General features: G+C 69.3%; 14 protein-coding genes. 6 read left to right on the top strand and 8 right to left on the bottom strand.

Features of this window, described 5'->3' with window-relative positions; genetic code table 11:
• Both BMY74_RS16330 and BMY74_RS16325 read right to left on the bottom strand, forming a co-directional pair.
• Entirely contained in the window at window positions 1-456 is a 456-nt protein-coding gene (locus tag BMY74_RS16330; RefSeq protein WP_143091590.1) for a hypothetical protein, read from the bottom strand.
• On the bottom strand, window positions 453-1,289 hold the full coding sequence (locus tag BMY74_RS16325; RefSeq protein ID WP_089916634.1) for a DUF1996 domain-containing protein: 837 nt from the start codon (window positions 1,287-1,289) through the stop codon (window positions 453-455). The genes BMY74_RS16330 and BMY74_RS16325 overlap by 4 nt, the downstream gene beginning before the upstream one ends.
• Window positions 1,290-1,504: 215 nt before the next feature.
• On the opposite strand from BMY74_RS16325, the gene BMY74_RS16320 reads away from it, so the two are divergent.
• Window positions 1,505-3,211 (top strand): discoidin domain-containing protein, encoded by a 1,707-nt coding sequence (locus BMY74_RS16320; protein WP_089916632.1) that lies wholly within the window; start codon window positions 1,505-1,507, stop codon window positions 3,209-3,211.
• Here the strand turns inward: BMY74_RS16320 and BMY74_RS16315 are convergent.
• Window positions 3,195-5,114 carry an endo-beta-N-acetylglucosaminidase gene (locus BMY74_RS16315; RefSeq protein ID WP_089916630.1) on the bottom strand — a complete coding sequence of 640 codons (1,920 nt, stop codon included), beginning with the start codon at window positions 5,112-5,114 and terminating at the stop codon, window positions 3,195-3,197. The genes BMY74_RS16320 and BMY74_RS16315 overlap by 17 nt on opposite strands.
• A gap of 3 nt (window positions 5,115-5,117) precedes the next feature.
• Window positions 5,118-5,249 carry a 50S ribosomal protein L32 gene (locus BMY74_RS47010; RefSeq protein ID WP_177229771.1) on the bottom strand — a complete coding sequence of 44 codons (132 nt, stop codon included), beginning with the start codon at window positions 5,247-5,249 and terminating at the stop codon, window positions 5,118-5,120.
• Between the two features lie 105 nt (window positions 5,250-5,354).
• On the opposite strand from BMY74_RS47010, the gene BMY74_RS16310 reads away from it, so the two are divergent.
• Window positions 5,355-6,194 carry a dienelactone hydrolase family protein gene (locus BMY74_RS16310; RefSeq protein ID WP_089916627.1) on the top strand — a complete coding sequence of 280 codons (840 nt, stop codon included), beginning with the start codon at window positions 5,355-5,357 and terminating at the stop codon, window positions 6,192-6,194.
• A 235-nt stretch (window positions 6,195-6,429) separates the two neighbouring features.
• Here BMY74_RS16310 and BMY74_RS16305 read toward each other — a convergent pair whose 3' ends face one another.
• The 4 genes from BMY74_RS16305 to BMY74_RS16290 form a co-directional block, all read right to left on the bottom strand.
• Window positions 6,430-8,949, bottom strand: coding sequence for an ABC transporter permease (locus BMY74_RS16305; RefSeq protein ID WP_089916624.1), 2,520 nt, complete (start codon window positions 8,947-8,949; stop codon window positions 6,430-6,432).
• Window positions 8,942-9,700 (bottom strand): ABC transporter ATP-binding protein, encoded by a 759-nt coding sequence (locus BMY74_RS16300; protein WP_245786155.1) that lies wholly within the window; start codon window positions 9,698-9,700, stop codon window positions 8,942-8,944. Before BMY74_RS16300 ends, BMY74_RS16305 begins: the two co-directional genes overlap by 8 nt.
• A 219-nt stretch (window positions 9,701-9,919) precedes the next feature.
• On the bottom strand, window positions 9,920-10,405 hold the full coding sequence (locus BMY74_RS16295; protein WP_089916618.1) for a hypothetical protein: 486 nt from the start codon (window positions 10,403-10,405) through the stop codon (window positions 9,920-9,922).
• Window positions 10,406-10,450: 45 nt separating this feature from the next.
• The gene (locus BMY74_RS16290; RefSeq protein ID WP_177229770.1) at window positions 10,451-11,428 is read right to left on the bottom strand and encodes an LLM class flavin-dependent oxidoreductase; all 978 of its coding nucleotides are present in this window, start codon (window positions 11,426-11,428) and stop codon (window positions 10,451-10,453) included.
• A 205-nt stretch (window positions 11,429-11,633) separates the two neighbouring features.
• Between BMY74_RS16290 and BMY74_RS16285 the strand changes: the two genes are divergently transcribed.
• From BMY74_RS16285 to BMY74_RS45075, 4 genes are read left to right on the top strand one after another with little or no spacing between them, the layout of a single operon-like run.
• The gene (locus tag BMY74_RS16285; RefSeq protein ID WP_089916612.1) at window positions 11,634-11,903 is read left to right on the top strand and encodes a GNAT family N-acetyltransferase; all 270 of its coding nucleotides are present in this window, start codon (window positions 11,634-11,636) and stop codon (window positions 11,901-11,903) included.
• A 37-nt stretch (window positions 11,904-11,940) separates the two neighbouring features.
• Window positions 11,941-12,930: an MBL fold metallo-hydrolase gene (locus BMY74_RS16280; protein WP_245786154.1), complete on the top strand. Its 990-nt coding sequence runs from the start codon at window positions 11,941-11,943 to the stop codon at window positions 12,928-12,930.
• Window positions 12,927-13,652, top strand: a complete 726-nt coding sequence (locus tag BMY74_RS16275; RefSeq protein ID WP_245786153.1) for a lysophospholipid acyltransferase family protein — start codon at window positions 12,927-12,929, stop codon at window positions 13,650-13,652. Before BMY74_RS16280 ends, BMY74_RS16275 begins: the two co-directional genes overlap by 4 nt.
• Complete coding sequence (locus BMY74_RS45075) at window positions 13,649-13,798, top strand: hypothetical protein (RefSeq protein WP_176960101.1); 150 nt, start codon at window positions 13,649-13,651, stop codon at window positions 13,796-13,798. The genes BMY74_RS16275 and BMY74_RS45075 overlap by 4 nt, the downstream gene beginning before the upstream one ends.
• The last annotated feature ends 49 nt before the right edge of the window (window positions 13,799-13,847 follow it).

Below are 13,847 nucleotides of genomic sequence, written 5' to 3'. Positions count from 1 at the left end.
TCACCCGGCCGCCAGCTCTGCCGTGCGGTGCCGCTCCATCAGCTTCACGACCTCGGCGGTCGGCGGGTGGGTGATCGCGGACCCCGCCGAGCGCACGACCTCGAGCGACTCGGTGAGGTGGGTGCGCACGAACTGGTCCAGGGCGTCCGGGCTGGTCGAGGCGAGCTGGATCTCGGCGTCCGTCGGCATGCCCGGCATGTCGTGCCCGGCGTGGTTGTTCACGTACGGCGCGTCGAGCAGCTTCCTCAGTTCGGTCAGCTCGATGTTCCGGTTCTCCTTCAGCTCGGACCGGTCGGTGAGGTCGAGCAGCTTCAGGGCCTGCTCGTCGGTGGCGATGGCGAGCTCGACGAATGCCCGTTCCGTTGCGCCGTAACCGTTCTGGGCGACCGGTGCCGGTGGCGGGGGTGGAGCCTGCTGGCAGGCCGCGAGAAGGCCTGCCAGCAGGAGCACTTTCATCCGTGGTTGCCGTTGTGGTCGCACTTGATCACCACGTTGATGCAGTTGCGGACGCGGCGCTCCATCTCGGCGCGCGGCCACACGTTGAAGAAGTCACCGTGCATCGTCTGTCCCGTACCGGAAGCGAGCCGGAGTCCGGCGGTGCTGCCGTTCACCGGATACCTCAGCACCATGCGCAGCTTCGGCACGGACACTGGGTGGCTCGACGGGCAGCCGCCCGCGACCGGGTAGGACATGTGGGACTTGTGGTCGGCCGAGTCCAGGTTCCGGCCGTCCCAGCACTGCGGGAAGTCCAGGTAGGTCTCGAGCATCGTGCCCGCGGGGCAGGTCACGAAGTTCTTGGACGGGTTGACGTGCCCGGCGTGCAGGCAGGACCAGCGCGCGATGCTGTCGGCATCACCCGTGGCTTTCGCGTTGCCCGCGACGATCTTCAACCCGTACGGCGTCGGCTGGATCGCCGCCGGGTTGTTCACGCCCTCACCGAGGTAGTAGAAGGTCACGCCGGTCGGTGCGATCGCCGTGTTGTCCCGGTACAGCGTCGGCACCCAGTACGACGAGATGTCCGCGGCCGGGTTGCAGTTGCCGGTCTGCCCCTCCAGCGACTGCTGGGTGGACCGGGCGTTCGTCGAGTGGTTGCCGAAGAAGTCGTGCATGTGCGAGGCACCGGCGAGGTTCGGCAGGACGATCGGGTCGTCCGGCAGCCGGTGGCTGATGGGACACTCTGCGAGGAACTCGGCCACGCGGACGGGTTCTCCTTGTGCCGCAACGGGAATGCTGAGCGCCGTGGCTATCAGCCCGATGACGGCGGCGATGTGGAACAAAGGCTTCCTCATTGAAGCTTTCCTCTCCGCAGCAGGATTGGGAGAGCGCTCTCACGCATACCGAGCATGGCGCAGTCCGCAATCTGGCGTCAATCCGCAAGAAACGTTCAGAAGTCCCGGTTTTCTTGACACGGCGCCTCCCGTGCCCCGACGCTCGGTTCTGAACTCCTGTCGCAAGAGAGCGCTCTCTCGCCCTCACCTCTCGTTCTCCGGCTCCAGGAGCACCCATGTCAGGAAGACTTCAACGCGGAAGATTCCCCCTGTTCGCCGCGGTCGTGGCCGCCGCGGCCCTGATCGTCCCGGTGCAGGCCGCGGCCGCCGGCCCGCTGATCTCCCAGAACCGCCCGGTCACCGCCTCCAGCAGTGAGAACGCCGCGTTCGGCGCCACGTCGGCCGTCGACGGCGATCTCGGCACCCGCTGGTCCAGCGCGTTCAGCGATCCGCAGTGGATCCAGATCGACCTCGGCTCGTCCGCGAGGGTCGACCAGGTGGTGCTCGCCTGGGAGGCCGCCAGCGCGCGGGCGTACACGCTCAGCATCTCCGCCGACGGCACCAGCTGGCAGGAGCTTCGTCGAACGACGACCGGTCCGGGCGGCACCGAGACGCTCGCGGTCAGCGGCACCGGACGGTACGTGCGGCTCGACCTGACCCAGCGAGCCACGCAGTACGGCTACTCGCTGTGGGAGTTCCAGGTGTTCGGCACGCGGGGCAGCACCGCGGAGACCCTGCTCTCGTACGGCAAAACCGGTGCCGCGTCGACGTTCCAGGACGACGCGAACTGCGGCGGGTGCACGCCCGCCAAGGCGTTCGACCGCGATCCCGCCACCCGCTGGGCGACGAGCGCGACCAACGGCTGGGTCGACCCCGGCTGGATCTCCGTCGACCTGGGCGCGACCGCGCAGATCTCGAAGGTCGTGCTGCAGTGGGACCCGGCCTTCGCCACCGCGTACCGGCTGGAGGTCTCCGACGACAACGCGAACTGGCGGCAGATCTACTCGACCACCGCGGGCCGCGGCCTGAAGGAGACGCTGACGGTCAGCGGCACCGGCCGGTACGTGCGGATGTACGGCACGGCCAGGTCGAACGGTTATGGCTACTCGTTGTGGGAGTTCCAGGTCTACGGCACGGGCGGCGCTCCGGTGACGCCTCCGCCGCTGCCGCCGAACCCGTCGTTCCCCGGCCGGCTCGTGTGGGCCGACGAGTTCAACGCCCCGGCGGGCACCGGGCCGGACGCCTCCAAGTGGACGCCGGAGATCGGGCCGGGCGTGAACAACGAGCTGCAGTACTACACGAACAACAACAACGCCCGGCACGACGGCAACGGCAACCTGGTGTTGCAGGCACGGCGTGAGGTGACGCCCGGCAGCGCGTGCCCGGTCGACCCGGTGAGCGGCAGCGGGACCTGCCAGTACACGTCCGCGCGGCTCAACACCTACGGCAAGTTCACCTTCACCTACGGCCGGGTGGAGGCGCGGATCAAGGTGTCGTCGACGCAGGGGCTGTGGCCCGCGTTCTGGATGCTGGGCGCGGACTTCTTCGACCAGCGCAGGCCGTGGCCCTACACCGGCGAGATCGACATCATGGAGCACGTCGGCAAGGAACCGAACCGCGTGTACTCGACGCTGCACGCGCCCGCGTACTTCGGCGCGGGCGGGTACGGGTCGCCGCTCGACCTCGGCCAGCCCGCGTCGTCGGCGTTCCGGACGTTCGCGGTCGAGTGGGACTCGAGCCACATGACGTTCTCGGTGGACGGCAACAGGTTCTTCACCGTCGACCGGGAGCAGCTGGAGACGACGCGGGGGCCGTGGGTCTACGACCACCCGTTCTTCCTGATCATCAACAACGCGGTGGGCGGCGACTGGCCCGGCCCGCCGGGGGCCGGGACGCAGCTGCCGCAGGACATGGTGCTGGACTACGTCAGGGTGTACCAGTGATCGAGGTGCTCGCGGGAGGCGAGACGTCGAACGCCTCGCTGACCGCTTCCACCTCGATCCGCGCGGTCTCGCCGATGGCCAGCGGGATCGCGGGCACGAAGTACGCGTCGTTCGCCGTGCCGCCCAGGAAGATCCGCTCGGTGCCGGCCTTGTAGACGCGGTACTGCCGCGCACCGGGTGACCGGGTCCAGGTGAGCCGTGCCGACACCGTCGTGGCGTTGGTGCGGCTCACCTGCTCGGTCTGGACGTCGGACGGCGCGGCGGGCGGCGTGAGGACCGGGTTCGTCACGCCGATCCGGCCGATCAGCGCGGTGACCGCGGCCCCGGGCAGCACGCGCAGCGAGATCTCGGTGAGCGTGGCGCCGGAGTGCTCGCCGAGCGGGAAGACGCTGCGCCGCCACGCCCCGCTGACGCCGCCGAGGTCGAGGACCTGCTCGGTCGTGCCGATCTTCAGGACGGCCTGCAGCCGCGACGGTCCGGTGCCCGTGCGGTGCACGATCTCGAACTGGCTGGCGCCGGTGAGCCTCAGCGACGTCGCGAACAGGCGGACGTCGTTGGCGGACTGCGGGGTGCCGGTGATCTTCAGCGCGGTGCCGCCGTCGTACGGGTCGTCCCAGTCGAGCGACGGCGTGACCTTCGTGCCGCTGCCCGTGACGCTCCACCGCCACGTCGGCAGGACGTCCTGCAACGACAGGTTGTTCCACGCCTGCGTCGAGCGCACGGTCCCGTTGACGGCGAACTTCCTGCCGTGGCCGGTGTTGAAGTTCGTGACGAACGGCAGCTGCGTGATCGGCGTCAGCTCGGTGACGTAGTGGGCGACGCCCTTCCAGTTCGCGGTCGTCGTGGTGTTCGACGGGTCGCCGTTCTGGCCGACCCAGAACCTGTTGTCGCGGCTGTAGAAGTCGGCGGGGCCCGTGGAGGACTTGAACGTCCACTCCGGACGGTAGAAGCCGAGCGAGGTCACGTGCGGCCTGCCCTCGGGGAAGATGCTCGCCCAGGTGACGCTCGTGTTGTAGCCGTTGGCCTCGACGTCCACCCCGGACGCCAGGTCGTACGGGCTGCGCCCCATCTGCTGCGCGAGCGCCGCCGAGTTCGCGAGGCCCTGCGTGCTCCACCAGAAGTTCAGGAACATCTCGTCGGACTGCTCGAAGAACGCCCGGTTGCGCGCGGTCAGGGCGTTCTGCCAGCTGACGCTGCCCGTGTCGGTCATCGCGTCGTACCAGATGACCCGCAGCCCGGACTTCTTCAGGTAGACGATGAAGTCGCGCATGTCGGTGGCGAGCTGGGTGTTGCCGCCGGCGGTCTCCTGGTTGAGGAACCAGCCGTCGAACCCGTGGTGACGCGCGACCTGGACCATCTTGTCCGCCACCGGGAACCGGTCGCCCTCGCGCCTCACGAAGTCGCGGACCCACTGGATCTGACCGCCGTACGCCGTGGGCGGGAGGAAGACGTTGCCGATCACCCTGACGCCGTTGCGGTGCGCGGCGTCGGTGACGGTCGGGTTCGGCGCGAGGATCAGGCCCTCGGACGCGGATCCGCCCCAGAACACCAGCTCGTCGATGTACTGCCAGTAGTTCGTGGCGTAGTAGTTCATGTCGAGCGAGCCCTGCGCGGGGTTGCCGCTCGTCGGCGCGTAGGCCACCAGCGCCTGCACCCTGGCCTCGTTCGGGCGGGCGTGCGCGTTGGCCGGTCTGGCCGGGGCGACCCGTCTCGCGAGCGGAACGGTGCTGCGGTTGTACTTCGCGTCCCGGTCGGTCGACGGGTCCCAGTTCAGGATCGTCGCCGGGTGCCAGTAGGACGCGAACGGCTGCGCGGTCTCGGCGGCCGTCGCGGGCGTCTCGGACAGCAGACCGGTGAGTGCCGCTGTGGAGCTCAGGACGAGGAACTGTCTGCGGGTGGGCATAGATCACCCTCGTGGGCCGTCCGAGTCGCCGCATACCGCTTCTCCGGTGACTGGACAGGACGACAACGTCCCGGTCCGCTGCGCTGGGTGACCGCGTCGATTTCGACGACGTGCCGTCGAACACCGTCGAAACATCCCGGTAACCATCCATATGGCCGGATCGGAGCGGGGCTACCGGGCGGTAGCGTGTGCCTCGCCGTCGCTTTTGGTTCCCCTGCAACCAATTGAGGTGTCTTCGTCGTGCGCGTCAAACCCATGCTTGCGGCGCTGGTCCTGGCGCTGATCCCAGCCACCGCCCCCGCCGTCGCCACCGCGGCGGCCAACCCCTACGAACGCGGCCCCGCACCCACGGCCGCCTCCGTCGAAGCCGCCAGGGGCACGTTCGCCGTGACGTCCGCGGCCGTGGCCCGCCAGTCGAACTTCGGCGGCGGCACCGTCTACACACCGACCAGCGACCTCACGTTCGGCGCGGTCGCCATCTCACCGGGCTTCACCGCCACCCAGACGTCCGTCGCGCACTTCGGCCCGCGCCTGGCGTCCTACGGCTTCGTGGTGATCACCATCAACACCCTGTCCGGTTTCGACGACCCGGACAGCCGAGGCCGCCAGCTGCTGGCCGCGCTCGACTACGTGGTCCGCACCAACCCGCGCGTGGACGCCTCGCGCCTGTCGGTCATGGGCCACTCCATGGGCGGCGGGGGAGCGTTGCGCGCCTCCGCGACCCGCCCCGCCCTGCAGGCGTCGATCCCGATGGCCGGCTGGCACACCACGAAGAACTGGTCGACGGTCCAGGTGCCGACCCTGGTGCTCGGCGGCCAGAACGACCCCACCGCGCCGAACTCGCAGCACTCGACGCCGTTCTACAACTCGATCACCGCGGCGCCGGACAAGGCGTTCCTCGAACTGCGCGGCGGTGACCACTCGGCGCCGCGCAGCGACAACGTGACGGTGCGGAAGTACACGCTGTCGTGGTTGAAGCGGTTCGTGGACGACGACGTGCGGTACGACCAGTTCCTGTGCCCGGCGCCCGCGCCGAACACGCTCATCTCCGCGTACAGGGACACCTGCCCGCACGCGTGAGAGAGGGGAGGGGTTGTGTCGGCCAGCGGCGGCCCGGCGCAGCCCCTCCCGCGAGTGAGCACGCACGATAGGAGGGTGCCGTGCCGGCCCGCGAAGGCCTGGCACGGCACCCTCCCCTTCGCCTCACCGGTCCGCGGCGGCCGGCACGGCACCCTCTGTTCGCCTCACCAGAGGCGACCGCCCGGCACAGCCGCTTCCGCACGGCTCACCCCAGGCGCGACCGCCCCGGTTCGCCTCACTCGTAGGCGATCGCGTCCAGCACGTTCAGCCGCGCCGCCCTGATCGCCGGCAGGATCGCCGCCACCACGCCGACCACCGCCGCCACCACCAGGTACTGCGCCATCGTGGCCCACGGGAACCCGAGCTCCGAGATGCCCTGGTCCTTCAGCGCCTGCACGGTCGCGACGCCCAGCGCGAGGCCGACCGCGAGGCCGAGGACCGCGCCGAACACCGAGATCACCACCGACTCGACGGTGATCATCCGCATCACCTGCGCCCGCCGCATGCCGATGGCGCGCAGCAGGCCCAGCTCGCGGGTCCGCTCGATCACCGACAGCGCCAGGGTGTTGATGACGCCGAGCACCGCGATCAGGATCGCCAGGGCCAGCAGGATCTGGATCATCAGCAGGACCGTGTCGAACTGCGAGGTCGTCTGCTTCACGAACCCGCTGCGGTCCTGGACGGTGATCTCCGGGTTGTCCGCGAACAGCGGCTCGACGCGCTTCTGCACGTCCGCCACGTTCGCCCCCGGCTGCACCTGGGCGAAGGCCTGGCCGATCTGGTCCGAGCGGAAGTCCTTCGACGCCGACTCGGGCAGCACCATCGCGCCCTGGAGCACCTGGGACTTGGCCCAGACGAAGCCGACCGTGTACGTGCGGGGCTCGCCCTTGGCCAGCTGCAACGTGATCGTGCTGCCGACCGTCCAGCCCTTCTCGGTCGCGAGGTCCTCCGGCAGGCCGAGCTGGTCGTCCCGCAACGGCGAGATGGCACCGGACTTCGGCTTGAGGGCGAACATCTCTTTCAGCGCGTTCACGTCCGTGACCGCGACGGCGAAGAGCTGGTCCTCGCCCTGCAGCACGCCGTCCGACGCCCAGCCGAAGGCCGACTTCACGCCGTCGGTCTTCTCGACCTTCGTCAGCACGTCGCGCTGGAACGTGGCGGGCTGGCCCTCCACCTGGCCCTCGCCGGAGATGATCAGGTCGGTCTGGAGCTGACCGGAGGCCAGCTTCTCGATCGACTTGGTCGCCGACGTCAGCACCACGCTCACGCCGGTGATCAGCGAGATGCCGACCATCAGGGCGGCCGCGGTGATGGCGGTGCGGCGCGGGTTGCGCGCGGAGTTGCGGCGGCCCAGCAGACCCGGCATCGACCACGACAGCAGGCGGCCGATCAGCGACACCATCGGCTTCGACAGGATCGGGGTCAGCAGCGCGACACCGACGAACGCCACCAGGATGCCGCCGAAGATCAACGGCAGCGAGGCCTGGTTGAAGCCGAACCCCAGCGACGTGCCGCCCAGAGCCGCGACGGCCGCGCCCGTGATCGTGATCTTCGTGAGCGGGCGGTCCGGCGTCGCCGCCTCCCGCATCGCCGCGACCGGGGCGATCCGCGACGCCCGCAGCGCCGGCATGACCGCCGCGACCACGGTGACGATCATGCCCACCGCGAACGACGAGATGATCGCCGACATCGGCACGCCGATCCCCGCGAGCTGCAGGCTGCTGCCGCCCAGCGAGCTGAAGATGGTGGCCAGCAACGCGCCCACGCCCACGCCGGCCCCGAGACCGACGATCGACGCGATCAGGCCGATCACCAACGCCTCCAGCACCACGGACCCGATGACCTGGCCGCGCGAGGCGCCCATCGACCGCAGCAGCGCCAGTTCCCGCGTGCGCTGGGCGACGATGATGGAGAACGTGTTGAGGATGATGAAGATGCCGACGAACAACGCGATGCCCGCGAAGCCGAGCAGCACGTAGTTGAAGAACTTCAGGCCCTCGTTGATCTGGTCGGCCTGTTCCTTCGCGAGCGCAGCGCCGGTCTTGACGTCGTAGCCGGAACCGAGCTTGGCCGCGACGGCGTCGCGCAGCGCGTCATCCGACGTGCCCTGCGCCGCCGTGACGGTGATGCCGGAGAACACGTCCTTCTTGCCCAGCAACAACTGCTGCGCGACCGGCTCGGTGAACGCCACCGACAGCTCACCGCCGAGCGAGTCGCGTCCGCCCGCGTACTCGTAGATGCCGGTGATCTTGAAGGTCTTCTTCGGCTCCAGTGTCAGCAACGCGATGTCGTCGCCGACCTTGAAACCACCGGTGGTCGCGAGGAAACCGCCGACGGCGACCTCGTTCTCGGCGGCGGGTGCCTTGCCGTCGCGGATCTTCTCCTGGCCGGTGCCCGTCCAGTTGAAACCGAACCGCGGCGAGCCCGACGTGGTGATGACCTTGCCGTTCTTGCCGATCGGCCGCGCGGACCCCTGCACGTCCCCGACCGCCGACGCCACCCCCGGCACCGACTTCACGTCCGCGATCGCCTGCGGCGTCAGCGGTTCCGGTTGCTTGCCCTTCTCCGCCTTCGGAGACACCGACACGTCCACGTTGGCGAACGCCGAGGAGAACAGGTCGGTGAACGAACGCTGGAGCGTGTCGGTCAGGACGAACGAACCGGACACGAACATCACGCCCAGCACCACCGCGAGCGCGGACAGCACGAGACGGAGCTTGCGCGAGAGCAAGCTCTTCAGAGTCGCCTTAAACATGCGGCACCGCGACCACGGAGTCGAGGTGCTTCATCGTGTCGAGGACCTCGTCGGCCGACGGCGACAGCAGCTCGCGGACGATGTGGCCGTCCTTGAGGAAGATGACGCGGTCGGCGTACGACGCGGCGTTGGCGTCGTGCGTGACCATCACGATCGTCTGCCCGAACTCGCGGGCGGACCGCTGCAGGAACCCGAGGACCTCGGCACCGGACTGCGAGTCCAGGTTGCCCGTCGGCTCGTCCGCGAAGACCACGTCGGGGCGGGAGACGAGCGCACGCGCGCACGCCACGCGCTGCTGCTGACCACCCGAGAGCTGCGTCGGCCGGTGGGTCAGCCTGTCCCTCAGACCCACCGTGTCGACGACGACGTCGAACCAGTCCCTGTCGACCTTCTTGCCGCCGATCGCGAGCGGCAGGGTGATGTTCTCCTCCGCGGTCAGCGTCGGCAGCAGGTTGAACTGCTGGAAGATGAAGCCGACCTTGTCGCGCCGCAGCTCCGTGAGCCCGCGGTCCTTCAACCCGGTGACCTTGGTGTCCCCGACCCACACCTCACCGCTCGTGACGTCGTCCAGCCCCGCGAGGCAGTGCATCAACGTCGACTTGCCCGAACCGGACGGGCCCATGATCGCGGTGAACCTGGACTTCTCCAGGTCGACGCTCACCCCCGCGAGCGCGGTCACGGCGGCGTCGCCGGACCCATAGGACTTCCACACGTCGACGGCTCTCGCCGCGACTCCATCGGACGCGCTCACCTGTCTGTTCCCCTCTGTGGGCTTCGTGCGCACCATCTTCGGTGACGCCGCCGCACCGAAGGCTCAGGTTCTCCCCTGAGATGACCCTGAACCAGTGTGCGCCTACCCCCGAGTGGGCACACGACGAGCGAGCTCTCGGCTCCGGTGCGTACGCGTCATCGCGTGCGACGAGAGGAACGGTATTTCACCGGCGGGACAGTGTCTTCCGCCTTGAGATGACTAGGCCGTCAACTTCCGTCGCATGGGGACGGACGGTTCCATCAGCCATGAAACCAGTTCGACGCGCAGGCCTTCGCGCAGCGCGTTCTCGGCGAGCCAGTGGTCGACGTCGCCGTGGTAGGCGCGGGCCGGCCGCGGCCAGCGGTCCAGCCACTCGAGGAACGCCGCGTTGCACGCGATGGGGCCGCCGGGCGGGCGCACGCCGAGCACGAGCACCGGATCCTCTCCGGTGGTGAAAGAGGCGGCGGTGTCGTGCGCACCACCGAAGAGGATCCGATCCGCACCCAACTCACGAGCCTTGTCCGCCACTCCGAAGAAAGCCGACCCGCGTCCGAACGCGCGCACCACGAGCTGGTGGGCGCCGAAGTCGGTGTCGAGGAACTCCTCGGCGAACGTGCCGTCATCGGCCAGCACCAGCACGTTCGTGCCGTCGGGGAGCGCCCCGACCTGCCCAGGATGCGTGATGCCGATGACGGTGATGCCCACGCCTCAATGGTGCCCGGCCTGTGTTAACCCTTGGCACCGAGCACGTTAAACAAGTTTCGGGAGCACTTCCGCGCCGAACAACCGGATCGTCTCGACGACCGACTCGTGCGGCATGCCCCCGATGTCCACCATCACGAGGTGCGTGTCGATGGACAGGTGCTCCGCCAGCTCGTTCAGCCGCGCGGCGACCTCGTCCGGCGTCCCGCACACCGCGGCACCGTCCATGATCGCGTCGACGTCGATGTCGCCGTCCCCGCGCCACGGGTCCGCGAACCGCGCGTACTCGGCCAGGTGCGGCCGCCAGCGCTCCCGCGCGTCGTCGTTCGCCACGAACACGTGGCTCGGCACGCCGACGCGCCCGGTGGGGAAGCGCTCCCGGTAGCGCTGCACGACCTCGCGGTAGATCGACGGGTCCCGCAGGGTCGACGGCAGCATCAGCGGCATCTCGAGCTCCGCGCCCAGGTCCGCCGACACCGCGGACCCCGACCCGATCCACACCGTGGGCCGCGGCGTCTGCACCGGCCGCGGCGTCGTCGTCACGTCGTCGAGCTGCCCCCGGAACCGCCCGTCCCAGCTCACCGACGGCTCCTCCAGCAGCTTGAGCAGCAACCGCAGGTGCTCCTCGAACCGCGCCCGCAGCTCGCCGGGCTGCACCCCGAACGCCGCGTCGGTCTGCTGGTCGACCCCGCGCGCCACGATCAGCTCCGCGCGCCCGTTCGACAGCACGTCGAGCGTCGCCAGCGCCTCGGCCACCAGCACCGGATCGCGGTGGGCGAGCAGCGTCACGCCCGTCGAGAGCCGCAGCGTGCTCGTCCGCGCCGCCACGGACGCCAGCAGCAGCTCGGGCGCGGACACGATGTAGCGCGTGAAGTGGTGCTCACCGATGGCGACACCCGCGAACCCCGCCTGCTCCGCCACGACCGCCTGCTCCACCATCGCGCGCAGCCGGTCGGCCTGCGACACCTCCTCGCCCGTGCAGGGGTTGGGCAGGTGGTCACCCAGGATCAGGAGGTAGACGTCCATGACCGCCATTTTCCATCGTCGGCGCCGGGGGTGGCGGACCGAGATCGAACTCGCGCCCGACGGGGCCCGCCGCGGCGCGCTACGGTGATCGTCGTACCGGCCACGGGTCCGGGCGGCGCGAGCCGGAACATCCTCGCCGCAAGGCTGTTGAAGCAGGAAGCACCGCACGGCCGTGTGGAGCCCACGAGGACGGAGAGCACGCCAGATGGTCACCAACAACGAGGCCGAGAGCCGCTACGAGATCCACGTCGACGGCGAGCTCGCCGGCTTCCTGGAGTACCGGAACGTCGGGGGAGTCCTCGCCCTCGTGCACACCGAGGTCGACGACGCGTACGCCGGCCAGGGCCTCGGCGGCAAGCTCGCGCAGTTCGCGCTCGACGACGTGAAGGCGCGGAACATCAAGATCTCGCCGCTGTGCCCGTTCGTGGCGAAGTACATCGACAAGCACCCCGAATACCGGGTTACCATCCGGTAAGAATTAGTTGCTGTCGCTAACGACGAGGTGGGCGAGCGTGTGGAGTGAGCCGGGCGCGTTCGAGGTCGCACCAGGTGTGCACCGGATTCCGCTGCCGCTGCCGAACGACGGGCTGCGCGCGGTGAACGTCTACGCGATCGAGGACGGCGACGGCCTCGTGCTGATCGACTCCGGCTGGGCGCTGGACGAGGCGAGGGCCCAGCTCGAAGCGGCCCTCGGCGCCCTGGACAAGGGCTTCGAGGACATCAAGCGGTTCCTCATCACGCACGTCCACCGCGACCACTTCACGATGGCCGTGTCGCTGCGCCGGACGTTCGGCAGCAGGATCGGGCTGGGTCTCGGCGAGCAGCCGTCGCTGAACCACATGCTGCACGGCCAGGACGACCAGCACGTCGCCGACCTGCGCAAGTGGGGTGCCGCGGAGCTGGCCGAGACGTGGATCAAGATCATGCACCACGTCGACCGCGGTGACGCGTTGCGCGACTACGAGGAGCCGGACGAGTGGCTCGTCCGCAGCACCGTGGACCTGGAGCACCGCAGGCTCGAGGTGATCCCGACGCCGGGGCACACGCGCGGGCACGTCGTGTTCGTCGACCACACCGCGAAGGTGCTGTTCTCCGGCGACCACGTGCTGCCGCACATCACGCCGTCGATCGGCTTCGAGCCGTTGCGGCCCGAACTGCCGCTGGGTGACTACATGACGTCGCTGCGGCTCACCCGCGAGCTGCCGGACCTCAAGCTGCTGCCCGCGCACGGCGAGGTGACCGACAGCTCGCACGCCCGCGTCGACGAGCTGCTGCACTTCCACGAGCAGCGCCTGGAGGAGATCGGCAAGGCCGTGGCGGGCAGCGCGTTCGAGACCGCGCGCAAGATCGGCTGGACGCGCCACCAGCGCCGCTTCGACGACCTCGACATGTTCAACCAGGTGCTGGCGATCGGCGAGACGGCCGCTCATCTCGACGTTCTGGTCGAACGTGGCGAATTGACCCGAACTCTGAACGCCGGCGTGCTCGAATACTCCGCGTGAGACCGCTTGAGCTGGCCGCCTGGACCTGGAAGATGCCCCGCAGGGGCCGTGGCTTCTGGTTCTCGCTGGCGATCGACGTGCTGTGGCCCTTCGTGGTGCTGTTCGTGCGGCTGCGGGTGCGGGGCAAGCACCACGTGCCGGGCAACGGCGGTGTGGTCCTCGCGTTCAACCACCTGTCCAACGCGGACGCGGTGGCGGCCGTGGTGTTCGCGCTCATGTCGAACCGGGTGCCGCGAGTGCTCGCGAAGGCCTCCCTGTGGCGAGCACCGGTCGTCGGCTGGATCATGCGGTCCGGTGGCCACATCCCGGTCGAACGCGGCACGGTGAAGGCCTCGGAGGCGCTGAGGCCCGCCGTGGAGGCGTTGCGAGAGGGTCAGTGCGTGATGGCGTTCCCCGAGGGCACGTTCACCACGGACCCCGACAACTGGCCGATGAAGGGCAAGTCGGGTGTCGCGCGGATGGCGCTGGAGGCCCGCGTGCCCGTCGTGCCGGTCGCCGAGTGGGGCACCCAGGACCTGCTGCCCAAGGGCAGCCTCCTGCCGAGGTTGTTGCCGCGCAAGAAGATCGAGGTCGTCGCGGGCGCGCCCGTCGACCTGTCCGACCTCTACGGCCGCGAGCTCACCGCGGCGGTGCTCGACGAGGCGACGCGCAGGGTCATGGACGCCATCACGACCATGCTGACAGGCATACGTTCCGCCGGGACGGGTAGCCGAAGTGCATGACCACGCGAGAGGAATTCGAGTTGAGGAAGGGTCGTCGTCCCGGTGGGACGGGGATCTGGGCCCCGGTCTTCCCTGAACCCCGCGAGCCCCAGGAATGGGTCGTGCAGGCCGACGACGAACCGGTGATCGTCCGCAGCGTCGACTGAGCGTCTACTTCACCTGGACGGCGTCTATCTCAGGTAGACGCGTCTAGCT

The organism is Lentzea albida (genome assembly GCF_900111005.1).
Lineage (GTDB): Bacteria > Actinomycetota > Actinomycetes > Mycobacteriales > Pseudonocardiaceae > Lentzea > Lentzea albida.
The sequence above is the reverse complement of the archived record's forward strand: the minus strand, read 5'-3'. Positions and strand labels throughout refer to the sequence as shown.

Bases quoted from the DNA above. Each gene is read 5' to 3' on its own strand.
- BMY74_RS16330 (WP_143091590.1), bottom strand. From the start codon at position 456: ATGAAAGTGCTCCTGCTGGCAGGCCTTCTCGCGGCCTGCCAGCAGGCT.
- BMY74_RS16325 (WP_089916634.1), bottom strand. From the start codon at position 1,289: ATGAGGAAGCCTTTGTTCCACATCGCCGCCGTCATCGGGCTGATAGCC.
- BMY74_RS16320 (WP_089916632.1), top strand. From the start codon at position 1,505: ATGTCAGGAAGACTTCAACGCGGAAGATTCCCCCTGTTCGCCGCGGTC.
- BMY74_RS16315 (WP_089916630.1), bottom strand. From the start codon at position 5,114: ATGCCCACCCGCAGACAGTTCCTCGTCCTGAGCTCCACAGCGGCACTC.
- BMY74_RS47010 (WP_177229771.1), bottom strand. From the start codon at position 5,249: ATGTTTCGACGGTGTTCGACGGCACGTCGTCGAAATCGACGCGGTCAC.
- BMY74_RS16305 (WP_089916624.1), bottom strand. From the start codon at position 8,949: ATGTTTAAGGCGACTCTGAAGAGCTTGCTCTCGCGCAAGCTCCGTCTC.
- BMY74_RS16290 (WP_177229770.1), bottom strand. From the start codon at position 11,428: ATGGACGTCTACCTCCTGATCCTGGGTGACCACCTGCCCAACCCCTGC.
- BMY74_RS16285 (WP_089916612.1), top strand. From the start codon at position 11,634: ATGGTCACCAACAACGAGGCCGAGAGCCGCTACGAGATCCACGTCGAC.
- BMY74_RS45075 (WP_176960101.1), top strand. From the start codon at position 13,649: ATGACCACGCGAGAGGAATTCGAGTTGAGGAAGGGTCGTCGTCCCGGT.